We start from the raw sequence: 24,108 nt of genomic DNA on the forward strand, positions 1-24,108 counted from the left end.
CCGGGACCGGGACCGCACCCGGGGGGTGCGAGCGATGCGGCAGCGCTGGTGTCCCACGCCAGGATCGCCACATCCTCGCGGGCGCGACACGCCGGGGATCGCGTCCCGATGACCGCTCGCCACCGGATCCAAACCACCCTCGGCGGGCGTTCTCGCCACGCGATCCCTAGACTCCCCCGTACCGAGCTAGTGAACGGATTCACAAGGAGCAGTGTCGCCGTGTCCGCCACCACCGGAGCGCGCCGCAGCCCCGACGGCGACGCCGACGTCGTGGTCGTGGGGGCCGGGCCCGCCGGCTCCACGGTCGCGACCTACCTGGCGCGCGCCGGCCTGGACGTCCTCGTGCTCGAGAAGGCGACGTTCCCGCGCGAGAAGGTCTGCGGCGACGGGGTCACGCCGCGCGGGGTGAAGCAGCTCGTCGACCTCGGCGTCGACACCCGCGAGGAGGCCGGCTGGCGCCACCAGCGCGGCCTGCGCGTGGTCGGCGGCGGCGCGAGCGTCGAGCTCGACTGGCCCGAGCTCGCCCATTACCCCGCCTACGGCCTCGTGCGCCCGCGCCGCGACTTCGACCAGATGCTCGCCGACCACGCCCGCGCCGCCGGCGCCCGCGTCGAGGAGGGCGTCTCGGTCACCGGGGCGACCCGCGACGAGCGCACCGGACGCGTCACCGGCGTCGAGGCGCGCCGCGGGCCCGAGCGCACGCCCGTGGGCTTCCGCGCGCCCCTCGTCGTCGCCTGCGACGGCGTCGGCGCCCGCACCGCGCTGAGCCTGGGCATCGCCAAGCGCGACGACCGCCCGCTCGGCGTCGCCGTCCGCCGCTACTACACGAGCCCGCGCCACGACGACGCCTACCTCGAGACCCACCTCGGCCTGCACGACCGGCCCGGCGTCGGCAGCGACCTCCATGGCGGCTACGGCTGGATCTTCGGCATGGGTGACGGCACCGCCAACGTCGGTCTCGGCGTCCTCGCCACGCAGCAGAGCGACAAGCGCGACTACCGCGCCATGCTGCGCTCCTGGCTCGACGGCCTGCCCGCCGCGTGGGGCCTGCGCGAGGAGAACGCGGCCGGCCCGATCGGCGGTGCCGCGCTGCCGATGGGCCTGAGCCGCACGCCGGTCTACCGCGACGGTCTCGTGCTCGTCGGCGACGCCGGAGGGATGGTCAACCCGTTCAGCGGCGAGGGCATCGCCTACGCCCTGCAGTCCGCCGCGCTCGCCGCCGAGTGCGTCGTGCAGGCGATGGCGCGGCCGGAGGGCCCCTCCCGCGAGCGGGCTCTCGGCGCGTACCCGACGGCCGTCCGCCGCGAGCTCGGCGGCTACTACCGCATCGGCAACCGGGCGGCCGGCGCCCTGGGCCGGCCGCGGTTCATGCACCACGCGCTGCGTCTCGGGCTCCCGCGGCGCCGCGTGATGGGTGCCGCCCTCCGGCTCTTCGCGGGGCTCACCGACGGACGGGACGGGGACGCGGGCGACCGCGTGCTCGAGCTCGCCCTGCGGCTGGTGCCGCCGCTGTCCGACGGACCGTCGGACCCCGGCCGGCGGAAGGGGGAGTCCGCGGCGGCCTGAGGAGCCGCCCGAGCAGCGCGGGTTAGGACGCCCTGATCAGGGCACGGGAGCACCGTCCTCATTAAGGTCGGCGTCCGCCCGCCGAGCGTGATCCACCACGTGGCCCCGTCCGTGGGCCCCACCACCACCCGAACTCCCGACGCTGCACCGGGGAGGAAGGAGACGACGATGCTGGACCTCTACGTCCCGCTCATCGTCATGTTCGTGCTCGCGGCCGCGTTCGGGCTGTTCTCCGTCACCGCCGCACCGTTCATCGGCCCGCGCCGCTACAACCGCGCGAAGCTCGACTCCTACGAGTGCGGCATCGAGCCGTCGCCGCAGCCGATCGCCGGCGGCGGCCGCATCCCGGTGGCCTACTACCTCACCGCGATGCTGTTCATCCTCTTCGACATCGAGATGGTCTTCCTCTACCCGTTCGCGGTGAACATCGACGCGCTCGGGTTGTTCGGCCTGGTCGAGATCGTGCTGTTCGTCGCGACCGTCGCCTTCGCCTACGCCTACGTGTGGCGGCGCGGCGGGCTGGACTGGAGCTAGAAGCATGGGACTGGAAGAGAAGCTCCCGAACGGGATCGTGCTGGCCAGCGTCGAGAGCCTGGTCAACTGGACACGCAAGGCCTCGCTGTGGCCGGCGACCTTCGGGCTGGCCTGCTGCGCGATCGAGATGATGACCTCGGGCGCCCCGCGCTACGACCTCGGCCGCTTCGGGATGGAGGTGTTCCGCCCGAGCCCCCGCCAGGCCGACCTGATGATCGTCGCGGGCCGCGTCACCAACAAGATGGCCCCGGTCCTGCGCCAGATCTACGACCAGATGGCCGAGCCCCGCTGGGTGCTCGCCATGGGCGTCTGCGCGTCGTCGGGCGGGATGTTCAACAACTACGCGGTCGTCCAGGGCGTCGATCACGTCGTGCCCGTCGACATGTACCTGCCGGGCTGCCCGCCGCGCCCGGAGATGCTCATCGACGCGATCCTCAAGCTCCACCAGAAGATCCAGAACGAGCCGCTCGGGCCGGTGCGCGCCGAGCTCGCCGCCGAGCGCCGGGCCCAGGGCGAGAAGCTCGAGCTGCTGCCCTCGTCGGAGAAGTACGCCAAGAAGGACCGCAAGACGGGGGAGGTGAAGGCCGAGCATGTCTGGTGACGCGGGAGACGCAGCGAAGCGGAGCTCGAGCCGGGACGAGAACACCGAGAAGCCCGAGACGCCCGGGACGGGCGCCGGCGGCGCGAGCGGCCCCACGGGCGCGTCGAACCCCGGCTCGGCCGGCACGGCCTTCGGCCCGCAGGAGATCGCGCGCCGCGACGTCAGCGGCTCCGCCGCGGGGCGGGCCCGCGAGGGCATGTTCGGCATCCAGGGCTCCGGCGACACGTCGGGCTTCGGCGGCCTGCGCCTGCCCGGCTACGCCCCGGCCCCCGCCGAGCGGCCCTACGGCGGCTGGTTCGACGAGGTCGCCGACGAGGCGGCCGCGGCCCTGGCCGACGACGGCGGGGCCGACTTCGACACCTGCGTGCACCAGGTGACCGTCGACCGCGGCGAGATGACCTGGTACGTCGACCGCGAGCACCTGGTGCGCCTCGCCCGCACCCTGCGCGACGACCCGGCGCTGCGCTTCGAGTTCTGCTCGGGCGTCTCCGGCGTCGACTACGGCGAGGGCGTGCCGCAGCAGCTGCACGTCGTGACCCACCTGCTGTCGATGACCTACCGCCGCCGGCTGCGCCTCGAGATCGCCCTCGAGCTCGACGACGCGCGCTGCCCGTCGCTGGTCGACATCTACCCGACGGCCGACTGGCACGAGCGCGAGACCTGGGACATGTTCGGCGTGGTCTTCGAGGGCCACCCGAGCCTGACCCGGATCCTCATGCCCGACGACTGGAACGGCCACCCGCAGCTCAAGAGCTACCCGCTCGGCGGCATCCCCGTGGAGTACCACGACGCGGAGATCCCGCCGCCCGACCAGCGGAGGGCGTACACGTGACCACGTCCGACCAGACGACCCAGGACCCGTACGCCGCGACCAGTCGCGAGACCACCGAGGGCACCGTCTACACGGTCACCGGTGGCGACTGGGACGAGATGGTCGACCAGACCGCCGGCGACGAGCGCATCGTCATCAACATGGGCCCGCAGCACCCGTCCACGCACGGCGTGCTGCGGCTGGTGCTGGAGCTGCAGGGCGAGGTCGTCACCGACGCCCGTCTCGTCATCGGCTACCTGCACACGGGCATCGAGAAGAACTGCGAGTACCGCACCTGGACCCAGGGCGTCACCTTCGTGACGCGCGCGGACTACCTCGCCCCGCTGTTCAACGAGACCGCCTACTGCCTCTCGACCGAGCGCCTGCTCGGCGTCGAGGTGCCCGAGCGTGCCGCGACGATCCGCGTGCTCCTCATGGAGATCAACCGGATCGGCTCGCACCTCGTCGCCCTCGCGACGGGCGGCATGGAGCTCGGCGCGCTCACCGGCATGACCAACGGCTTCCGCGAGCGCGAGGAGGTCCTGCACCTGCTCGAGTTCCTCACCGGCCTGCGCATGAACCACGCGTTCGTCCGCCCCGGCGGGGTCGTGCAGGACCTGCCCGAGGGCTACGAGGAGCGCATCCGCTCGTTCGTCGAGGTCATGCGCGGGCGGCTGCCCGGCTTCCACAAGCTGCTCACCGGCAACCGCATCTGGCGCCAGCGCCTCGAGGGCGTCGGCTACCTGCCGCTCGACGGCTGCCTCGCGCTCGGCGTCACCGGCCCGATCCTGCGGTCGGCCGGGCTCGCCTGGGACCTGCGCCAGGTCGAGCCCTACCTCGGCTACGAGCACTACGAGTTCGAGGTCCCCACCGACACGGCCGCCGACAGCTTCGCCCGCTACCTGCTGCGGGTGGAGGAGATGAGCCAGTCGCTGCGGATCATCGAGCAAGCCCTCGAGCGCCTCGAGCCCGGCCCGGTGATGGTCGAGGACGCGAAGATCGCCTGGCCCGCGCGGCTGTCGATCGGCGCCGACGGCATGGGCAACTCGCTCGAGCACGTCCGCCGGATCATGGGCCAGTCGATGGAGTCCCTGATCCACCACTTCAAGCTGGTCACCGAGGGCTTCAAGGTCCCGGCGGGGCAGGCCTGCGTGCCGATCGAGTCGCCGCGCGGCGAGCTGTCGGCCCACCTGGTCTCCGACGGCGGCACCCGCCCGCTGCGGGTCCACCTGCGCGACCCCAGCTTCGTCAACCTGCAGGCGGCGCCCGCCATGTCCGAGGGCGGGATGGTCTCCGACGTCATCGCCGCGCTCGCCTCGCTGGATCCCGTGATGGGGGGTTGTGACCGATGATGGGACACCAAGCGGAGCGGACCCATGTCTAGGACGCTCGGACCGGGGGCGCCGGCCACGCCGCCGAGCGAGCCCGAGCACGCCATCGACGAGGCCGGCGGCACCACCGCGCAGCACGCGGCGCTCTCGGCCGTCGGCATCTCGGTGTTCGACGGGGTGCGCGACCGGGCGGCGGCGATCATCGCCCGCTACCCCGAGCCGCGCTCGGCGCTGCTGCCGCTGCTCCACCTCGTCCAGCACGTCGAGGGCCACGTGTCCCGCGCCGGCATCGCGTTCTGCGCGGAGGCCCTGGAGATCACGACCGCGGAGGTCTCGGCGGTCGCGACCTTCTACACGATGTACAAGCGCGAGCCCGCCGGGCGCCACCTCGTCAGCGTCTGCACCAACACGCTGTGCGCGGCGCTGGGCGGCGACGCCATCTACCGGGCCGTCGGCGAGCGTCTCGGGGAGAACGGACGGCCGCTGGGGCACGAGCAGACCAGCGCCGACGGCACGGCGACGCTCGAGCACGCCGAGTGCCTCGCGGCCTGCGACCTCGCCCCGGTGCTGACCGTCGACTACGAGTTCTTCGACAAGCAGACCGTCGACTCGGCCCTCGAGATCGTCGACGCGCTGCGCCGCGGGGAGAAGCCCCACCCGACCCGTGGCGCCCCGCTGACCGACTTCCGTTCGGTGGAGCTGCTGCTCGCCGGGTTCTTCGACGACCCGGCCGTCGGCGGGCTCGACGCCGTCTCCGGCCCGTCGGCCGCCGACGAGAGCCTGGCCGGCGCCCGGCTCGCCGAGGAGCGGGGCTGGACCGCCCCGCCCGTGCCCGACGAGGGAGAGAACGCATGACCGACCCCCTCACCCCGGTCCTGACCAAGCGCTGGCTCGGCCCGGAGTCGTGGACGCTGCGCCACTACACCGAGCTCGGCGGCTACGCGGCCCTGGACACCGCGCTGCAGACGTTCCCGGACGACCTCATCGCGCTGGTCAAGGACTCCGGCCTGCGCGGCCGCGGCGGCGCCGGGTTCCCGACCGGCATGAAGTGGAGCTTCATCCCGCAGGCGAAGCCCGGCGAGGAGCCCACCGGCCCGGCGGCCAAGCCCAAGTACCTCGTCATCAACGCCGACGAGGGCGAGCCCGGGACCTGCAAGGACACCCCGCTGATGATGGCGGACCCGCACTCGCTCATCGAGGGCTGCATCATCACGAGCTGGGCGATCCGCGCGCACTACTGCGTGATCTACGTGCGCGGCGAGATCGTGCACTGCATCCGGCGCCTGCACGCCGCGGTGCGCGAGGCGTACGACGCGGGCCACCTCGGGAAGAACATCCACGGCAGCGGCTTCGACCTCGACATCGTCGTGCACGCCGGCGCCGGCGCGTACATCTGCGGCGAGGAGACCGCGCTGCTCGACTCGCTCGAGGGCCGCCGCGGCCAGCCGCGCCTCAAGCCGCCGTTCCCCGCCACCGCGGGCCTCTACGCCGCGCCGACGGTCGTCAACAACGTCGAGACGATCGCGACCGTCCCGTCGATCGTGGCGGGCGGCAAGGACTGGTTCCGCACGATGGGCCGCGAGCGCTCGCCCGGCCCGAAGATCTACTCGCTGTCCGGGCACGTCGAGCGTCCCGGCCAGTACGAGGCGCCCCTGGGCACGACGCTGCGCCAGCTCCTCGAGCTCGCCGGGGGCATGAAGGACGGCATCCCGCTGAAGTTCTGGACGCCGGGCGGCTCGTCGACGCCGCTGCTGACCGACGAGCACCTCGACGTCCCGCTGGACTTCGAGGGCGCCACCGAGGCCGGCTCGATGCTGGGCACCACCGCGCTCATGATCTTCAACGAGACCGTGTCGGTGCCGTGGGCGGTCATGAAGTGGACCGAGTTCTACGAGCACGAGTCGTGCGGCAAGTGCACGCCGTGCCGCGAGGGCTGCTACTGGCTCGCCGGCATCCTGCGCCGGATGGTCGACGGCGAGGGCACCGAGGCCGACATCGACACGCTGCTCGACGTCTGCGACAACGTCCTCGGCCGCTCCTTCTGCGCCCTCGGCGACGGCGCGGTCTCGCCGATCACCAGCGGCATCAAGTACTTCCGGCAGGAGTTCGTCGACCTCTGCCAGGCGCAGCGCCGCCACCCCGAGGTCGACCGCATCGTGGAACTGAGCGGAGCCAGCGCATGACCCAGGCCCCGGAGCGGACCTCGGACCAGGACGACCTCCCGCCCGTGCCCGAGGGGCACGTGCGGCTGACCATCGACGACCGGATCGTCGACGCCCCGCAGGGCGAGCTGCTCATCCGCACGTGCGAGCGGCTCGGCATCGTGGTGCCGCGCTTCTGCGACCACCCCCTGCTCGACCCGGCCGGCGCCTGCCGCCAGTGCCTGGTCGAGGTGGAGATGGGCGGGCGCAAGATGCCCAAGCCGCAGGCCAGCTGCACGATGACCGTCGCGCAGGACATGGTCGTCAACACCCAGATGACCTCCGCGGTCGCCGACAAGGCGCAGCAGGGCGTCATGGAGCTGCTGCTCATCAACCACCCGCTCGATTGCCCGATCTGCGACAAGGGCGGCGAGTGCCCCCTGCAGAACCAGGCGATGTCGTCGGGGCGGGCGGAGTCGCGGTTCGTCGAGGAGAAGCGGACGTTCGCCAAGCCGCTGCCCATCTCCGACGAGGTGCTGCTCGACCGCGAGCGCTGCGTGCTCTGCCAGCGCTGCACCCGGTTCTCTCGCCAGATCGCGGGGGACCAGTTCATCGAGCTGCTCGAGCGCGGCGCGCACCAGCAGATCGGCACCGAGGAGACCGCCTTCGGCGAGGGCGAGGACTTCCAGTCCTACTTCTCCGGCAACACCATCCAGATCTGCCCGGTGGGCGCGCTGACCTCGGCGTCCTACCGCTTCCGCTCGCGGCCGTTCGACCTCGTGTCGACCCCGGGCGTCTCCGAGCACGACGCGTCGGGGGCCTCGGTCCGCCGCGACTGGCGCCGCGGGACGGTGACCCGCGTGCTGGCGGGCGACGATCCCGAGGTCAACGAGGAGTGGATCGACGACAAGACCCGGTTCGCGTTCCGCTACACCCAGGCCGCCGACCGCCTCCTGCGCCCGATGGTGCGCGGCGACGACGGCGAGCTGACCGAGACCTCGTGGACCGAGGCGCTCGAGCGCGCGGCGCAGCTGCTGGTCGCCGCCCGCGACGGGCAGGGTCCCGAGGACGAGGACGGCCACCGCAAGCAGGGCGTCGGCGTGCTGCCCGGCGGGCGCGTGACCGTCGAGGACGGCTACGCCTACGCCAAGTTCGCCCGCCTCGCGCTGCGCACCAACGACGTCGACGCCCGGGCGCGCGTGGGCTCGGACGAGGAGCTGGACTTCCTCGGTACCCGGGTCGCGGGCACCGGGCCCGACCACGTCTCCTTCGGCGCGCTCGAGGAGGCGCCCGCGGTGCTGTGCGTGGCGCTCGAGCCGGAGGAGGAGGCGCCGATCGTCTTCCTGCGGCTGCGCAAGGCCGCGCGGACGGGGACCGCGGTGCACCACCTCTCGCAGTGGTCGACGCCGGCCGTGGTGAAGACCGGCGGTCGCCTGGTCCGCTGCGCGCCGGGTGACGAGGTGGCGGCGCTCGGCACGCTGCCCGACGCCGTCGCCGCGGGGCTCGCGCAGCCCGGCGCGGTGGTGCTCGTCGGCGAGCGGGCCGCCGAGGTGCCCGGGCTCTACGCCGCGGTCGCCGACCTCGGCGCGCGGACCGGCGCGAAGGTCGCCTGGATCCCGCGGCGGGCCGGCGAGCGGGGTGCGCTCGACGCCGGCGCCCTGCCGACCGTGCTGCCCGGCGGCGCGCCCGTCGCCGACGCCGGGGCCCGCGCGGCGCTGGCGTCGTCGTGGGGCCTCCCCGACGCGGCCGGGCTGCCCGCCGACGCCGGGCGCGACCTCGGCGAGATCCTGCGGGCCACGGCCGACGGCGAGCTCGCCGGGCTGGTCGTCGGCGGTGTCGCCCTCGACGACCTGCCCGACCCGGACCTCGCCCGCCGCGCCCTCGAGGCCGCCGACGTCGTCGTGTCCCTCGAACAGCGCCGCAGCGAGGTCACCGACCGCGCGGACGTGGTGCTGCCGGTGGCGCCGGTGATCAACAAGGCGGGGTCCTTCCGCAACTGGGAGGGCCGCGACCGGCACTTCACCACCACCATCGACCCGTCCGGCGGCTCGGCGGGCCGGGTCGGCGGCACGGCGGCGACGACCCTGCCCGACTGCCGGGTGCTCGACACCCTGGCCGTCGAGATGGACGTCGACCTCTTCACCCAGACCCCGCAGGCCACCGCCGCCGAGTTCGCCCGCGTCGCCGACGCCCTCGCCGGTCACCGCACCCGCGACGCGGCGAACGCCCTGTTCGCGGCGTCCCGGCGTTCGGCGTCGCCGCCCGCGGAGGAGCAGCACGTCGAGACGCACGCCCCGGCCCTGCGCCTCGCCACGTGGCGCCAGTTGCTCGACGGCGGCGCGCTGATGGCCGGCGAGCCGGAGCTCGCGGGCACCGCCCGCCCGCCGAAGTTCCGGGTCTCGACGCAGACGGCCCTGCGCCTCGGCATCGCGCAGGACGACCCCGCCGAGCTCGAGGGGCCGCGCGGGTCGCTGATCCTCCCGGTCGAGATCGCCGACCTGCCCGACGACGTGGTGTGGGCCCCGGCGCGGGTCCCGCACCCCGACGGCAGGGTCGTCACCCTCGCCGGGCTCGGCCTCGCCCACGGCGGCCCCGCCCGGCTGACCGGCGGGAGCCGGGCCTCGGAGAGGAGCTCCTCGTGAATCCGGTCCCCCCGCCGGGCTACATGCAGTCGCTGATCGCGGACGACCCGTTCTGGCTGACGGCGGTCAAGGTCCTCGTGATCTTCGTGCTGCTCATGCTGATCACGCTGTTCATGATCTGGTTCGAGCGCCGGGTCGTGGGCCGCATGCAGCAGCGCCCGGGCCCGAACTGGAACGGCCCGTTCGGGCTGCTCCAGAGCCTCGCCGACGGGCTCAAGCTCGCGTTCAAGGAGGACATCCGCCCGGTCCTCGCGGACAAGGCGGTGTTCTTCATCGCGCCGGTGCTCTCGGTGGTGCCGGCGTTCGTCGCGTGGTCGGTGATCCCGCTCGGCCCCGAGGTCTCGATCTTCGGTGAGCAGACCGCCCTGCAGCTGACCGACCTGCCCGTCGGCGTGCTGGTCGTGCTGGCCTGCTCGTCGATCGGCGTCTACGGCATCGTGCTCGCGGGCTGGGCGTCGGGCTCGCCCTACCCGCTGCTCGGCAGCCTGCGCAGCGCCGCCCAGGTGATCTCCTACGAGCTCGCGCTCGGCCTGTCGATCATCGCCGTGGTGCTCTACGCCGGCTCGCTCTCGACCGCGGACATCGTCGCGGCGCAGTCGACCGGCTGGTACGTGTGGCTGCTCCCGGTCAGCTTCGTGATCTTCGCGGTGTCGATGGTCGGCGAGACCAACCGCGCGCCGTTCGACCTCCCCGAGGCCGAGTCCGAGCTGGTCGGCGGCTTCCACACCGAGTACTCGTCGCTGAAGTTCGCCCTGTTCTTCCTCGCCGAGTACGTCAACATGGTCACCCTGTCCGCGGTGGCCACCACGCTGTTCCTCGGCGGCTGGATGGCCCCGTGGCCGCTGTCGCTGATCCCGGGTGTGAACGAGGGCTGGTGGCCCCTGCTCTGGTTCTTCGGCAAGACGCTGGCGTTCCTGTTCGTCTACGTCTGGCTGCGCGGCACGCTGCCGCGCCAGCGCTACGACCAGTTCATGAGCCTCGGCTGGAAGCTCCTCATCCCGGTCAGCCTGGTCTGGCTGATGCTCGTCGCGACGTTGCGGGTGCTGCGCTCCGAGCTCACGACCGGCCAGATCCTGCTGGTCGGCGGCATCGCGCTGGTGGTGCTCGTCGGCGCGGCGCTGCTGATCCCGGACCAGGCACCCCCCGAGGAGGACAAGGAACCGCAGGTCATCACCGACTACCCGGTCCCGCCGCTCGACCTCGCCGTCCCGACGACGCCCAAGCGTCGCCGGCGCGCGGTGTCCGCCGGCCGCGCGGAGGAGAAGGACAGCGAGACGGTGGGCGCAGGAACGAGCGCGGAAGGAGACCGCTGATGGGCATGTTCGACGGCGTCGCCGGGTTCGGCGTCACCTTCTCGACGATGTTCCGCAAGGTCGTCACCGAGGACTACCCCCGGGTGAAGAAGGTGACCGCCCCGCGCTACCACGGGCGGCACCAGCTCAACCGGCACCCGGACGGCCTCGAGAAGTGCGTCGGCTGCGAGCTGTGCGCCTGGGCATGCCCGGCCGACGCGATCTACGTCGAGGGCGGCGACAACACCGACGAGGAGCGCTACTCGCCCGGGGAGCGCTACGGCGCGATCTACCAGATCAACTACCTGCGCTGCATCGGCTGCGGCCTGTGCATCGAGGCGTGCCCGACGCGCTCGCTGACGATGACCAACGAGTACGAGCTCGCCGACGACGACCGCCAGGACCTGATCTACGACAAGGAGCGCCTCCTCGCCCCGCTGCTGCCGGGCATGGAGCAGCCGCCCCACCCGATGCGTCTCGGCGAGGACGAGCAGGACTACTACGTGCAGGGCCCGGAGATGGCGCGGCGCCCCGACGTGCAGGACCAGGTCCGCGAGGAGGTCCCGATGGTGCCGCCGCGCGAGCCGGCGCCGCAGGACGGGGTCTCGGGCACGGCCGTGGAGCAGAGCTCGGTCACCTCCACCGGGGAGAAGCGGTGAACGCCCTGCTGGCCGCCGCGCCCGTGACGGGCGGCGGGGAGATGAGCACCGGCGAGTCGGTGGCCTTCTGGATCCTCGGCCCGGTCGCGCTCGCCGGCGGCCTCGGCATGATCTTCTCGCGGAACGCCGTGCACTCGGCGCTCTGGCTCGTGATGACGATGCTCTCGCTGGGCGTGCTCTACATGGTCCAGCAGGCGCCGTTCCTCGGCTTCACGCAGATCATCGTCTACACCGGCGCGATCATGATGCTGTTCGTGTTCGTGCTGATGATGGTCGGGCGCGACGCGTCGGACTCCGTGGTCGAGGTGCTCCGCGGCCAGCGACTGGCCGCTGCGGTCCTCGGCGTCGGGCTGGGCGGGCTCGCGGTGGCCGCGGTCGCCGAGACGCTCACGGCCGTCGGGCCGGTGGGGCTCGGCCCGTCCTACGGCCCCGAGGCCCGCGGCAACGTCCAGGCGCTCGGCACGAGCATCTTCCGCGACTACCTGCTGCCCTTCGAGCTGACCTCGGCGCTGCTCATCACGGCCGCGGTCGGCGCCATGGTCTACACGTTCGCCGGCCAGGCCCGCCGCAAGCAGGCCAGCCAGCGCGAGCGGGTCACCGAGCGCCTCCGCGGCCCGCTGTCGGGCTACGGCTCGCGCTCGGGCCCCGGCGTCTTCGCGACCGCCGACTCTGTCGCCACGCCCGCGCTGCTGCCCGACGGCTCGGTCGCCCCGGCCTCGCTGTCGCGGATCATCGAGGCGACCCGGCGGGAGCGGCTCGACGCCGACATCGCCGACGTGCAGTCCGACAGCGGTCCCGCCGGCGAGGTCGACGCGCGGGCCCTGCGCGGTGGGGACGGCGACGGTCACGGCGCCGGCAGCACCCACGACCGCCTCAGCGAGGGCGAGCACGAGGGTGAGGGAGCCCGATGAGCCCCACGATCTACCTTCTGCTCTCCGCGCTGCTGTTCGCGATCGGCGCGGTGGGCGTGCTGGTGCGCCGCAACGCGATCGTCGTGTTCATGTGCATCGAGCTCATGCTCAACGCCGTGAACCTGACGCTCGTCACGTTCTCCCGCATCAACGGGTCGCTCGGCGGTCAGATCATGGCCTTCTTCGTCATGGTCGTCGCCGCGGCCGAGGTCGTCGTCGGCCTCTCGATCATCATGGCCATCTTCCGCACGCGCCGGACGACCTCGGTCGACGACGCCAACCTGCTCAAGTACTAAGGGGGTCCGAGAGACGTGTCGCCTCTGTTGGCCGCCGCCCCGCTCCCCCCGGTGCTCCCCGCCGAGGGCGCCGCGGGCGCGGCCTGGCTCCTCGTCGCGCTGCCGGCGCTGGGTGCGCTCGTGCTGTTCGTCGGGGGCCGTCGCACCGACCGCTGGGGTCACGTCCTCGGCGTCGCCACCGTGGTGGCGTCGTTCGTGGTCGCCGCCGTCCTCTTCGCCGGGTCGCTCGGTCTGCCCGCCGAGGAGCGCGTCCGCGACCTCGGGCTCTACGAGTGGATCGCCGTCGGCTCGCTCGACGTCGAGTTCGGGCTGCGGATCGACCCGCTGTCGCTGACGTTCGCGCTGCTCATCACCGGTGTCGGTTCGCTGATCCACATCTACTCCGTGGGCTACATGTCCCACGACCCGGACCGGCGCAAGTTCTTCGCCCAGCTCAACCTGTTCGTCGCGGCGATGCTCGTGCTCGTCCTCGGCAACGGGTTCGTGACGCTCTACCTCGGCTGGGAGGGCGTCGGCCTCGCGTCCTACCTGCTCATCGGCTTCTACACGGGACGCCGGTCGGCGGGCAGCGCGGCCAAGAAGGCGTTCCTCATGAACCGCGTCGGTGACGTGGGGCTCGCGCTGGCGATCTTCCTGCTGTTCGTCGAGCTGGGCACCACGCAGTACGCCGAGGTGTTCGCCCGCGCCGGGGAGATCTCGCCCGGCGCGCTGACCGCGATCACGCTGCTCCTGCTGCTCGGCGCCTGCGGCAAGTCGGGCCAGTTCCCGCTGCAGGCCTGGCTCCCCGACGCCATGGAGGGCCCGACCCCGGTGTCGGCGCTCATCCACGCCGCCACGATGGTCACCGCCGGCGTCTACCTCATCGCCCGCGCGAACCCGCTGTACGACCTGGCACCGGTGGGCCAGCTCGTGGTGACGATCATCGGCGCGATCACGCTGGTGCTCGGCGCGATCATCGGGTGCGCCTACGACGACATCAAGAAGGTGCTCGCGTACTCCACGGTCAGCCAGATCGGCTACATGATGCTGGCCGTCGGGCTCGGCCCCGTCGGCTACGCCGCGGCGCTGGCGCACCTGCTCGCCCACGGCTTCTTCAAGGCCGGGCTGTTCCTCGGGGCCGGCTCGGTGATGCACGGCATGGCCGACGAGACCGACATGCGCCGCTTCGGCGGGCTGTGGCGCCACATGCCGGTGACGTTCTGGACGTTCACCGCCGGGTACCTGGCCCTGATCGGCTTCCCGTTCCTCTCGGGCTTCTACACGAAGGACCTCATCATCGAGGCGTCGCTGACCGCGGGCCCGGTGGCCGGCTGGATCTTCGCGATCGCCACCCTCGGCGCCGCCGGGCTGACCGCGTTCTACATGACGCGCCTGATGCTCATGACGTTCTTCGGGCCGGAGCGCTGGAAGGACCTGCACCCGCGGCGCGTCGACGGCGCCGATCTCGAGGACCCGCCCGAGCACTACCACCCGCACGAGTCGGTCGCGTCGATGACGGCGCCGATGGTGCTGCTGGCGATCGGCTCGGTGGGCGCCGGGGCGTTCCTCGTCGGGGGCGAGCGTCTGGGCCGCTACCTGGAGGCCTCGCTCGGCGCGCCGGTCGACCCCCACGACCTGCCGGCGGCCTTCCCGGTCGGGCTGGTCCCCTACGTCGCGACGGTGATGATGCTCGCCGGCGCCGGCCTCGCCTACGTGCTGATCGGCCGCCGCGAGGTCCCGGTCGAGCGCCCGCAGCGGGTGAGCCTGCCCGTGCGGGCCGCCCGGGCCGACCTGTTCGCCAACACCATCAACGAGGGCGTCATCGCCCGCCCGGGCATCTGGCTCTCGCGGGCGCTGGTCTACCTCGACAACCGCGGCGTCGACGGGGCGGTCAACGGCATCGCCGCCCTGCTGGGCGGCACGTCGGGCCGGCTGCGCCGCACGCAGACCGGCTTCGTCCGCTCCTACGCCCTGACCATCCTCGGAGGCTCCGTCGTGCTCGTCGCGGCCCTGCTGGTCGTGGGCGGCGCCGGATGAGCGCGCTGCTGCTGGCCCTGCTGCTGCTCCCGCTGGTCGGCGCCGCCGTCTGCGGCGTGATGGCCACCCGCGAGGACCTCGAGCGGGCGGCCCGGGTCGTCGGTCTCGGGTTCGCCGCGGTCTCGCTGGTGCTCGTGGCCATCGTCTGGTCGCTCTACAGCACCGCCCCGGACGCGCCACGGTTCCAGGGACGCCTCTCCGTCGAGTGGATCCCGGCATTCGGGGTGTCCTTCGCCCTCGGGCTCGATGGCATCGCGCTGACGATGATCGCCCTGCTGGCCGTGCTGGTGCCGATCGTGCTGGTCTTCGCGGCGGCCGACAAGCTGCCCGCCGGGCGCACCGGCGCAGGGTTCACCGCGCTGATCCTCGCGACCCAGGGCGTGCTGGTCGGCGTCTTCGCGGCGACCGACGTGTTCCTGTTCTACGTCCTGTTCGAGGCGATGCTCATCCCGATGTACTTCCTCATCGGGCGCTTCGGCGGGCCGCGCCGCCAGTACGCCGCGGTGAAGTTCTTCCTCTACTCGTTCCTCGGCGGGCTGATCATGCTCGCGTCGGTGATCGGGCTGTTCGTGGCGAGCGAGAACCGCCTGGGCGAGGGGACCTTCGACTGGACCGCGCTGCAGGGCATGGCCGCCCAGCTGCCGCTGTCGACCCAGATCCCGCTCTTCCTCGGGTTCTTCGCCGCGTTCGCGATCAAGGCGCCGCTGGTGCCGTTCCACACGTGGCTGCCCGACGCCGGTGCCGAGGCCCCGATCGCGGGCAGCATCATCCTGCTCGGCCTGCTGGACAAGGTCGGGACCTTCGGGTTCCTGCGCTACACGCTGCCGCTGTTCCCGGCCGCGTCGCGCGAGCTCGCCCCGCTGGTGCTGACCCTCGCGGTCATCGGCGTGCTCTACGGCGCGCTGCTGGCCGCCGCGCAGACCGACCTCAAGCGCTTCGTCGCCTACACGTCGATCGCGCACTTCGGCTTCATCGCGCTCGGCATCTTCGCGTTCTCGTCGCAGTCGATCGCCGGGTCGGCGCTCTACATGGTCAACCACGGCATCTCGACCGCGATGCTGTTCCTCGTCGTCGGCCTGCTGATCCGGCGCGGCGGCACGGCGGACCTGACGCAGTACGGCGGCGTCGGGCGGGCCGCCCCGCTGCTGGCCGGCATGTTCCTCGTCGCGGGGCTGTCGACGATCGCCCTGCCCGGCACGAACTCGTTCATCAGCGAGTTCCTCGTGCTGCTGGGCTCGTTCGCCCGCCAGCCGGCGTTCACGGTGATCGCGACCGTCGGCATCGTCTTCGCGGCCCTCTACATGCTCTGGGTCTTCCAGCGCACGATGACCGGCCCGCTGCGCGGCGCGGCCGTCGTCGGGGACGGCCCGGGTGCGGCGTCGGCGGCGACGTTCACCGACACCGGGGACGACTCGTGGATGCGGCGCACCACCGCCCGCTTCGGTGACCTGACCCGCGGTGAGGTCGCGCTGCTCACCCCGCTGGTGGCGCTGATCCTCGTGCTCGGCTTCTTCCCCGGTCCCGTTCTCGAGGTCCTCGACCCGACGGTGGCGGCGACCATGAGCGAGGTCGGCGTGCCCGATCCGGTGACCCCGAACGGAGTGGTGGCGCGATGAGCCCGCTGACGCCCGCGATGCCCTCGGTCGACTACGCCGCGCTCGCGCCGGTGCTGATCGTCCTCGGCGGGGCGTGCCTGTCGGTGCTGCTCGAGGCCCTGCTCCCGCTGCGGGTGCGCGGCCGGGTGCAGCTCGGCGTCACGCTCACCGTCGTCGTCGTGGGTCTCGTGGCCGTGATCGTCCGCGCGACGTCCGGCGCGGCACCGGTGACGACGCTGGCCGGGGCGCTGGCCGTCGACGGCCCGGCGCTGTTCCTCTGGGGCACGCTGCTCGCCCTCGCGGTGCCGAGCGTGCTGCTGCTCGCCGACCGTTCCGTCGAGCCGGGCGGGGCGTTCGTCGCCGACCCGGTGGCGCTGGGCGAGGCCGAGGAGCGCGAGCGGGTGGCCGTGGGCGCCCGGTCCGGCGGTGCGACGGCCCGCGCCCGGACCGGCGGGGGCGGCGGCCGGGACGGTGCCCGCGGCCGCGGGACGCGGGCCCGCGACGTCGTCGAGGGACAGACGGAGATCTTCCCACTGGTCCTGTTCGCGCTCGGCGGCATGCTCGTCTTCTGCGCCGCGGACGACCTGCTGACGATGTTCATCGCCCTCGAGGTGCTCAGCCTGCCGCTGTACCTGCTCTGCGGCCTGGCCCGGCGCAAGCGGCTGATGAGCCAGGAGTCGGCGGTCAAGTACTTCCTGCTCGGGGCGTTCTCGTCGGCGTTCTTCCTCTACGGGCTCGCGCTGCTCTACGGCTACGCGGACTCGGTGAAGCTCGCCGACATCTCGCAGGCGGCCGCGGGATCGCTGCGCCCGGACTCGCTGCTGTTCGGCGGGCTCGCGCTGCTCGTCGTCGGCCTGATGTTCAAGGCGTCGGTCGGCCCGTTCCACACGTGGACCCCGGACGTCTACCAGGGCGCGCCGACGTCGGTCACCGCGTTCATGGCCGCCTGCACCAAGGTGGCCGCGTTCGGCGCGATCCTGCGGGTGTTCACCGTCGCGTTCGGTTCCACGGTGTGGGAGTGGCGCGGGGTGTTGTGGGCCGTCGCCATCGTCTCGATGGTGATCGGCGCGGTGCTCGGGCTCACCCAGACCGACGTCAAGCGCATGATCGCCTACTCGTCGGTGGCGCACGCCGGCTTCCTGCTGCTCGGGGCGATGGCCATCACGCCGGCCGGGCTCTCGGCGACGCTGTTCTACCTGCTCGCCTACGGGTTCACGACCGTCGCGCTGTTCGGGCTCGTCTCGCTCGTGCGCGGGCCGGACGGGGAGGCGACGCACCTGTCGGCGTGGGCGGGGCTCGGGAAGCGCTCGCCGGTGGTCGCGGCCGCGGTGACGTTCCTCATGCTGGCGCTGGCCGGGATCCCGCTGACCAGTGGCTTCACGGCCAAGTTCGCGGTGTTCTCCGCGGCCCTGGCCGACGGCATGACGCCGCTGGTCATCGTGGCCCTGGTGGTCAGCGCGGTGGCCGCGTTCTTCTACCTGCGCCTCATCGTGCTCATGTACTTCTCGGAGCCCGCCGCGGACGGTCCGACCGTCAGCGTGCCTGGCCCGTTCACGACGGTGGCGATCACACTGGGGGTCGTGGTGACCCTGCTGCTCGGCGTCGTGCCGACCGCCGTCCTCGGATGGGCCGACGGCCTGTCCTTCCTGGGCTGAGGCCCGTGTCCGGACCCAACCCCGCCCTGACCCAGGTCGCCGGCCTGCCGATCGCCGATCCCGACCTCGCCACCGCGGTGAGCGAGGGCCTCGACCGCGTCGAGGACCTGCTGCGCCGCGAGGTGCACAGCGACTACCGGTTCGTGACCGACACGTCGCTGCATCTCATCGAGGCCGGCGGCAAGCGGTTCCGCCCGTTGCTGACGCTGCTCGCCGCCCAGGTCGCGGGCGGGACGTCGGAGGACGTGGTGGTCGCGGCGACGTCGGTGGAGCTCGTCCACCTCGCGACCCTGTACCACGACGACGTCATGGACGAGGCCGTCATGCGCCGCGGCGCCGAGAGCGCCAACGCCCGCTGGGACAACAGCGTCGCGATCCTCACCGGCGACTACCTGTTCGCCCACGCCTCGCGGCTGGTCTCGCAGCTCGGCCCCGAGGCGGTCCGGATCATCGCGGAGACGTTCGCCGAGCTCGTCACGGGCCAGATGCGCGAGACCCGCGGGGCCCGCGAGGGCGAGGACGCCATCGAGCACTACCTGGCGGTCGTGGCCGAGAAGACCGGCTCGCTGATCGCCACGTCGGGGCGCTTCGGGGCGATGTTCGCGGGCGCGACCCCGGAGCAGGTGACGGCGCTGCGCCGGTTCGGCGAGATCATCGGGACCGCGTTCCAGGTCTCCGACGACATCATCGACATCGCCTCGCCGTCCGGTGACTCGGGCAAGGTCCCGGGCACCGACCTGCGTGAGGGCGTGGCGACGCTGCCGGTGCTCTACGCCCTCGCCGGCGACGGGCCCGAGGTGCCGCGGCTGCGCGAGCTGGGCGTGGGCACCCGCGAGCTCGACGACTCCGAGGTGGGCGAGGCGCTGGAGCTGCTGCGCCGCTCACGGGGCCTGGACGAGGCGCGCGCGGCCCTCGACGCCCGCGCCGACGCCGCCCGCGCCGAGCTCGCGACCCTGCCCGACGGCCCCGCCCGCGCCGCGCTCGCCGCCCTCCTCGACTACACGATCGCCCGCACGAGCTGACCCCTGTGAGCGGACTTCGGGGCGATCGCCCCGAAGTCCGCTCACAAGGGGACGGGGGCGCGGCGGCCGGCGCGCAGGGCGTCCGTGGTGAAGATGAGCAGCGCGGCCCACACGAGCGAGACGCCGATCCAGCGCGACACCGGCATCGCCTCGCCGGCCACGAGCACCCCGAAGAGGAACTGCAGCGTGGGGTTGAGGTACTGCAGCACGCCCAGCGTGGCCAGCGTCAGCCGCTTCGCCCCGGCGGCGAAGAGCAGCAGCGGCACCGCGGTCACGGGCCCCGCGGCGATCAGCAGCAGGGCGTGCCCGACGCCGTGGCCGGTGAAGGTCCCGACGCCCATCACCTGAATGACGACGATGTAGACGATTGCCAGCGGGCCGAGCAGGAAGCCCTCGGCGGTGAGCCCGGGGACCGGGTCGAGCGGCACCCGCTTCTTGACCAGCCCGTAGACCCCGAAGCTCACGGCCAGCACCAGGGTGATCCACGGCAGCCGCCCGGTCCCGACGGTCAGCACGGTGACCGCGGCCGCCGCCAGCCCGATCGCCACCCACTGCGCCGGGCGCAGCCGCTCGTGCAGCACGAGCACCGCGAGCAGCACCGCCACGAGCGGCGTGCCGTAGTAGCCCAGGGCGGCGTCCACGACGTGGTCGTGGGTGGTCGCCCAGATGTAGGTGCCCCAGTTCACCCCGATGAGCACCGAGCCGGCCGTGATCAGCAGCCACGTGCGCCACGGGAGGCCCCGCAGGTCGGACCACCGGCGCGCCACCGTGATGACGACCAGCATCCCCAGCAGCGTCCAGGCGACGCGGTGGGCGACGGACTCGACGGCGTCGGCGGGTGCCAGCAGCGGCCAGAAGGCCGGCGACACGCCCCAGAGGGCGTACGCGGTGACGGCGGCCGCGTACCCCCGACCCGCACCCGACACCGGCGCCCCGGTCGCGGGCGCGGTGTCGGGCGCGGTGCTACTGCTCGTTCTCGGGCTCCGGCAGGACCGCCCAGGTGTCCTTGCCGGAGAGCAGGGCCTGCAGGTTGTCGCCCCGCTGCTCGGCCTGCTCGGTGGCCGCCGCGACCTGCGCCCGCGCGCCGTCGTCGTACGTCGGGCGGTCGACCTTGCGGAAGATGCCGGTGACGGTGTGGGTCAGGTCCTGGTCGGACAGGCGCGAGAGCGCGAAGGACTGGGTCGGGTCCTCCTCGCCGGCGCGGTGGACGACGACCGCGTCCTCGCCGACGTCCGCCACGCGGGCCACCTCCAGCCCGCCGGTCGCGGAGCGCACCACGCCCCACTCGTCCTCGTTGCCGAAGCGGATCGGCTCGCCGTCGACCAGCTTGATCAGCCGCTCGGCCACGTCGTCGCCCTTGCGCAGGACGTCGAACGACCCGTCGTTGAAGATCGGGCAGTCCTGGAAGATCTCGACGAGCGAGGCGCCGCGGTGGGCAGCGGCCTGGCGCAGGACCTCGGTGAGGCCCTTGCGGTCGGAGTCGAGCGCGCGGCCCACGAACGTGGCCTCGGCGCCCAGGGCCAGCGACACCGGGTTGAACGGGGCGTCGACCGAGCCCATCGGCGTGGACTTGGTGACCTTGCCGACCTCGGAGGTCGGCGAGTACTGGCCCTTGGTCAGGCCGTAGATCCTGTTGTTGAACAGCAGGATCGTGATGTTCATGTTGCGGCGCAGCGCGTGGATCAGGTGGTTGCCCCCGATCGACAGCGCGTCGCCGTCACCCGTGACGACCCACACCGACAGGTCGGGGCGCGTGACCGCCAGGCCCGTCGCGATCGTCGGCGCGCGCCCGTGGATCGAGTGCATGCCGTAGGTGTCGAGGTAGTACGGGAAGCGCGACGAGCACCCGATGCCCGAGACGAACACGATGTTCTCGCGCTTGAGGCCGAGCTCGGGCAGGAAGCCGCGCACCGAGGCGAGCACGGCGTAGTCGCCGCAGCCCGGGCACCAGCGGACCTCCTGGTCCGAGGTGTAGTCCTTGGCCTTCTGCGTCTCGTCGGTGGTCGGGACGAGGTCCAGGCCGCCGCCGAACGACGGCTGGCCGAGATCCGTTGCGGTCATGCGGGCAGGTCCCCCTTCACGGCGTCGGTGAGGACGCCGGCGAGCTCCTCGGCCTGGAACGGCAGGCCGGCGACCTTGGTGTACGAGTGCGCGTCGACGAGGAACTTCGCGCGCAGCAGCATCGAGAGCTGCCCGAGGTTCATCTCCGGCACGACCACCCGGCGGTACGAGCGCAGCACGTCGCCGAGGTTCCCCGGCATCGGGTTGAGGTGGCGCAGGTGCGCCTGGGCCACCGACATCCCCGCCGCGCGGACCCGGCGGCACGCGGCGCCGATCGGGCCGAACGAGGAGCCCCAGCCGATCACCAGGACCTCGGCGTCACCGTCGGGGTCGTCGACGGTGAGGTCCGGGACCTCGATGCCCTCGATCTTGGCCTGGCGCAGCCGGACCATGCGGTCGTGGTTGTCCGGGTCGTAGGAGATCGTCCCGCGGCCGTCGGCCTTCTCGAGGCCGCCGATGCGGTGCTCGAGGCCCGCCGTGCCCGGGATCGCCCAGGGGCGCGCCAGGGTGTCGGCGTCGCGCAGGTACGGCCAGAACTCGCCGGACCCGTCGGGGGCGTTCGGCTCGGTCGCGAACGTCGTCGACAGGTCGGGCAGCGTCGCCACGTCCGGGATCGCCCACGGCTCGGAGCCGTTGGCGATCGCGCCGTCGGAGAGCAGGAACACCGGGGTGCGGTAGGTCAGCGCCATCCGCACGGCGTCCAGCGCCGCGTCGAAGCAGTCGGCCGGTGACTGCGGCGCGATGATCGGCACCGGGGCCTCGCCGTTGCGCCCGTACATGGCCTGCAGCAGGTCGGCCTGCTCGGTCTTGGTGGGCAGGCCGGTCGACGGGCCACCGCGCTGCACGTCGAGGATCAGCAGCGGCAGCTCGAGGGCCACCGCGAGACCGATCGTCTCCGACTTCAGCGCGACACCGGGGCCGGACGTCGACGTGACGCCCAGCGAGCCGCCGAACGACGCGCCCAGCGCGGCGCCGATGCCGGCGATCTCGTCCTCGGCCTGGAACGTCGTGACGCCCATGCCCTTGTGCTTCGAGAGCTCGTGCAGGACGTCGGACGCCGGGGTGATCGGGTAGGTCCCGAGGAACACCGGCAGCTTGGCCTGCTGCCCGGCGGCGACGACGCCGTAGGCGAGCGCGAGGTTGCCGGTGATCTGCCGGTAGGTGCCCTCGGCCAGCCGCGCCGGGGCGACCTCGTAGGTGACCGCGAAGCTCTCGGTGGTCTCGCCGTAGTTCCAGCCGGCGCGGAACGCGAGGATGTTCGCCTCGGCCAGCTCGGGCTTCTTCGCGAACTTCTCGCGCAGGAACTGCTCGGTGCCCTCGGTGCCGCGGTGGTACATCCACGACAGGAGCCCCAGCGCGAACATGTTCTTCGCGCGCTCGGCGTCCTTCTTGCTCATGCCGGTGGGCTCGAGCGCCCCGCGGGTCAGCGTCGCCATCGCGACCTGGTGGGTGGTGTAGGGCTCCAGCGAGTCGTCCTCGAGGGGGTTCGACTCGTAGCCGACCTTCGCCAGGTTGCGCTTCGTGAACTCGTCGGTGTTGACGATGAGCATCCCGCCGTGCGGGAGGTCGGCGATGTTCGCCTTGAGCGCCGCCGGGTTCATCGCCACCAGCACGTCGGGGCGGTCGCCCGGCGTGAGGATGTCGTAGTCCGCGAAGTGGAGCTGGAAGCTCGACACCCCGGGCAGCGTCCCGGCGGGGGCGCGGATCTCGGCGGGGAAGTTGGGGAGCGTCGCCAGGTCGTTCCCGAACGCCGCGGCTTCAGAGGTGAACCGGTCGCCGGTCAGCTGCATGCCGTCCCCGGAGTCGCCCGCGAAGCGGATGACGACCCGATGGGTCTGGCGCACCTCCCGACCGGACGGCCCGACGGCGGTGTCAGTGCTCATCGGAGCAATCGCTTCCCTTCGCAACTCCTCGTGGTGAGTCCCCCGGGACGAGGCGGACTACCCAGGCTAACCTCACCGCTCCGTGACCGGTCGGCGGCTGGTCGTGGGTCACAGGCTGGACCGAAAAAGGATGTTCCGCACGGCCGTCGTTCCCGGTGACGGCACTGTGTCACTCGCCGGGTCACTCCCGGGTCACTCCCCGGGTGTCACCTCTTCCCGGTCGCCTCGCGCACCCGCGCCAGCCCCTCGCGGAACCCCTCGGAGCGCAGCGACTCCAGCTGCGGGCCGACCTCCACGGCGACCGCGTCGCGGTGCCGGTCGAGCTGCGCGGTGGTGCGCAGCGTGGCCTTGGTGGCCAGCACGAGCTCGCGCGGCGCCGCGGCCGCGATCCCCGCCATGCGCAGCGCCTCGGTCACCGCCGCCGATCGTCGGGTCGAGCTCCGCTCCGCTTCGTCTCCCGATCGCCTGCCGCTGCCCTCGCCGGTCGCCACGCGCAGCACGAGGCCCAGCTCGGCGGCCCGCGAGGCGTCGAGCCCCTCGCCGCCGAGCAGCATCGCCGTCGTCACCTGCGGCCCGACCAGCCGCTGGGCCATCCACGTCATGCCGCCGCCGGGGTGCACGCCCAGGCGCAGGAAGCCCGGCTCGAAGCGGGCGGTGTCGCCGGCGATGCGCACGTCGGCGGCGAGCGCGAGGTTGAGCCCGGCGCCCACCGCGGGCCCGTCGACCGCCGCGAACGTCGGCAGCGGGCACTCGGCGAGGGCGAGGAACCCGGCGTAGATGTGCTCGAGCGCGTCCGGTCCCGCCTCGCCCGCGGCCGCGAGCTCGTCGAGGTCGCCGCCGGCGCAGAACGCGGGCTTGGGGTCGTCGTCGCCGGTGACGACGACGGCGCGCACCGACTCGTCGGCACCGACCTCGGCGAGCACGGCCACCAGGCGCTCCGAGAGCGCGCCGGTCATCGCGTTGCGCCGCTTCGGGTCGGACACGGTGAGCAGGGCGACACCGTCGAGGCGCTCGACGCGGACATCCGGGACACGTCGCGCCGCGGAGCTGGACCCTGTCTCAGTTGACATGCCCACCAGCATGCCGTGGGCG

General features: G+C 72.8%; 20 protein-coding genes. 16 read left to right on the forward strand and 4 right to left on the reverse strand.

Going from position 1 to position 24,108, the window contains the following annotated elements; all coding sequences use genetic code 11:
- Window positions 1–219: 219 nt before the first annotated feature.
- The 16 genes from PHK61_RS07120 (at window position 220) to PHK61_RS07195 (ending at window position 19,072) form a co-directional block, all read left to right on the forward strand.
- Window positions 220–1,566 (forward strand): geranylgeranyl reductase family protein, encoded by a 1,347-nt coding sequence (locus PHK61_RS07120; protein WP_274280268.1) that lies wholly within the window; start codon window positions 220–222, stop codon window positions 1,564–1,566.
- 168 nt (window positions 1,567–1,734) lie between these two features.
- Window positions 1,735–2,100 carry an NADH-quinone oxidoreductase subunit A gene (locus PHK61_RS07125; RefSeq protein ID WP_274280269.1) on the forward strand — a complete coding sequence of 122 codons (366 nt, stop codon included), beginning with the start codon at window positions 1,735–1,737 and terminating at the stop codon, window positions 2,098–2,100.
- Between the two features lie 4 nt (window positions 2,101–2,104).
- Entirely contained in the window at window positions 2,105–2,701 is a 597-nt protein-coding gene (locus tag PHK61_RS07130) for a NuoB/complex I 20 kDa subunit family protein (RefSeq protein WP_274280270.1), read from the forward strand.
- A 196-nt stretch (window positions 2,702–2,897) separates the two neighbouring features.
- Window positions 2,898–3,533: an NADH-quinone oxidoreductase subunit C gene (locus PHK61_RS07135; protein WP_420791368.1), complete on the forward strand. Its 636-nt coding sequence runs from the start codon at window positions 2,898–2,900 to the stop codon at window positions 3,531–3,533.
- Window positions 3,530–4,864: an NADH-quinone oxidoreductase subunit D gene (locus PHK61_RS07140; RefSeq protein ID WP_274280272.1), complete on the forward strand. Its 1,335-nt coding sequence runs from the start codon at window positions 3,530–3,532 to the stop codon at window positions 4,862–4,864. Before PHK61_RS07135 ends, PHK61_RS07140 begins: the two co-directional genes overlap by 4 nt.
- Window positions 4,865–4,888: 24 nt before the next feature.
- A complete protein-coding gene (nuoE, locus tag PHK61_RS07145; RefSeq protein WP_274280273.1) occupies window positions 4,889–5,698 on the forward strand; it encodes an NADH-quinone oxidoreductase subunit NuoE in 810 nt (269 codons plus the stop codon).
- Window positions 5,695–7,026, forward strand: coding sequence for an NADH-quinone oxidoreductase subunit NuoF (nuoF, locus tag PHK61_RS07150; RefSeq protein ID WP_274280274.1), 1,332 nt, complete (start codon window positions 5,695–5,697; stop codon window positions 7,024–7,026). Before nuoE ends, nuoF begins: the two co-directional genes overlap by 4 nt.
- The gene (locus tag PHK61_RS07155; protein ID WP_274280275.1) at window positions 7,023–9,626 is read left to right on the forward strand and encodes an NADH-quinone oxidoreductase subunit G; all 2,604 of its coding nucleotides are present in this window, start codon (window positions 7,023–7,025) and stop codon (window positions 9,624–9,626) included. The genes nuoF and PHK61_RS07155 overlap by 4 nt, the downstream gene beginning before the upstream one ends.
- A gap of 23 nt (window positions 9,627–9,649) precedes the next feature.
- Window positions 9,650–10,939: an NADH-quinone oxidoreductase subunit NuoH gene (gene nuoH, locus PHK61_RS07160; RefSeq protein WP_274280318.1), complete on the forward strand. Its 1,290-nt coding sequence runs from the start codon at window positions 9,650–9,652 to the stop codon at window positions 10,937–10,939.
- Window positions 10,939–11,577 (forward strand): NADH-quinone oxidoreductase subunit NuoI, encoded by a 639-nt coding sequence (nuoI, locus tag PHK61_RS07165; RefSeq protein ID WP_274280276.1) that lies wholly within the window; start codon window positions 10,939–10,941, stop codon window positions 11,575–11,577. Before nuoH ends, nuoI begins: the two co-directional genes overlap by 1 nt.
- A gap of 41 nt (window positions 11,578–11,618) precedes the next feature.
- Window positions 11,619–12,488: an NADH-quinone oxidoreductase subunit J gene (locus PHK61_RS07170; RefSeq protein WP_274280319.1), complete on the forward strand. Its 870-nt coding sequence runs from the start codon at window positions 11,619–11,621 to the stop codon at window positions 12,486–12,488.
- A complete protein-coding gene (nuoK, locus tag PHK61_RS07175; protein WP_274190868.1) occupies window positions 12,485–12,784 on the forward strand; it encodes an NADH-quinone oxidoreductase subunit NuoK in 300 nt (99 codons plus the stop codon). The genes PHK61_RS07170 and nuoK overlap by 4 nt, the downstream gene beginning before the upstream one ends.
- A 24-nt stretch (window positions 12,785–12,808) precedes the next feature.
- Complete coding sequence (gene nuoL / locus PHK61_RS07180; protein WP_274280320.1) at window positions 12,809–14,800, forward strand: NADH-quinone oxidoreductase subunit L; 1,992 nt, start codon at window positions 12,809–12,811, stop codon at window positions 14,798–14,800.
- Entirely contained in the window at window positions 14,797–16,416 is a 1,620-nt protein-coding gene (locus PHK61_RS07185) for an NADH-quinone oxidoreductase subunit M (protein ID WP_274280277.1), read from the forward strand. Before nuoL ends, PHK61_RS07185 begins: the two co-directional genes overlap by 4 nt.
- Window positions 16,413–18,050, forward strand: a complete 1,638-nt coding sequence (gene nuoN, locus PHK61_RS07190; protein WP_274280278.1) for an NADH-quinone oxidoreductase subunit NuoN — start codon at window positions 16,413–16,415, stop codon at window positions 18,048–18,050. Before PHK61_RS07185 ends, nuoN begins: the two co-directional genes overlap by 4 nt.
- Complete coding sequence (locus PHK61_RS07195) at window positions 18,020–19,072, forward strand: polyprenyl synthetase family protein (protein ID WP_420791365.1); 1,053 nt, start codon at window positions 18,020–18,022, stop codon at window positions 19,070–19,072. The genes nuoN and PHK61_RS07195 overlap by 31 nt, the downstream gene beginning before the upstream one ends.
- A 41-nt stretch (window positions 19,073–19,113) precedes the next feature.
- On the opposite strand, the gene rarD is transcribed toward PHK61_RS07195, so the two are convergent.
- The 4 genes from rarD to PHK61_RS07215 all read right to left on the reverse strand — a co-directional run bounded on the left by rarD (window position 19,114) and on the right by PHK61_RS07215 (window position 24,086).
- The gene (rarD, locus tag PHK61_RS07200; protein WP_274280280.1) at window positions 19,114–19,998 is read right to left on the reverse strand and encodes an EamA family transporter RarD; all 885 of its coding nucleotides are present in this window, start codon (window positions 19,996–19,998) and stop codon (window positions 19,114–19,116) included.
- A 37-nt stretch (window positions 19,999–20,035) separates the two neighbouring features.
- Entirely contained in the window at window positions 20,036–21,133 is a 1,098-nt protein-coding gene (locus tag PHK61_RS07205; RefSeq protein ID WP_274280281.1) for a 2-oxoacid:ferredoxin oxidoreductase subunit beta, read from the reverse strand.
- The gene (locus tag PHK61_RS07210; protein ID WP_274280282.1) at window positions 21,130–23,016 is read right to left on the reverse strand and encodes a 2-oxoacid:acceptor oxidoreductase subunit alpha; all 1,887 of its coding nucleotides are present in this window, start codon (window positions 23,014–23,016) and stop codon (window positions 21,130–21,132) included. The genes PHK61_RS07205 and PHK61_RS07210 overlap by 4 nt, the downstream gene beginning before the upstream one ends.
- A 206-nt stretch (window positions 23,017–23,222) precedes the next feature.
- On the reverse strand, window positions 23,223–24,086 hold the full coding sequence (locus PHK61_RS07215; RefSeq protein ID WP_274280283.1) for an enoyl-CoA hydratase-related protein: 864 nt from the start codon (window positions 24,084–24,086) through the stop codon (window positions 23,223–23,225).
- Window positions 24,087–24,108 lie beyond the last annotated feature (22 nt).

This window comes from Actinomycetospora lutea (assembly GCF_028737205.1).
Classification (GTDB): domain Bacteria; phylum Actinomycetota; class Actinomycetes; order Mycobacteriales; family Pseudonocardiaceae; genus Actinomycetospora; species Actinomycetospora lutea.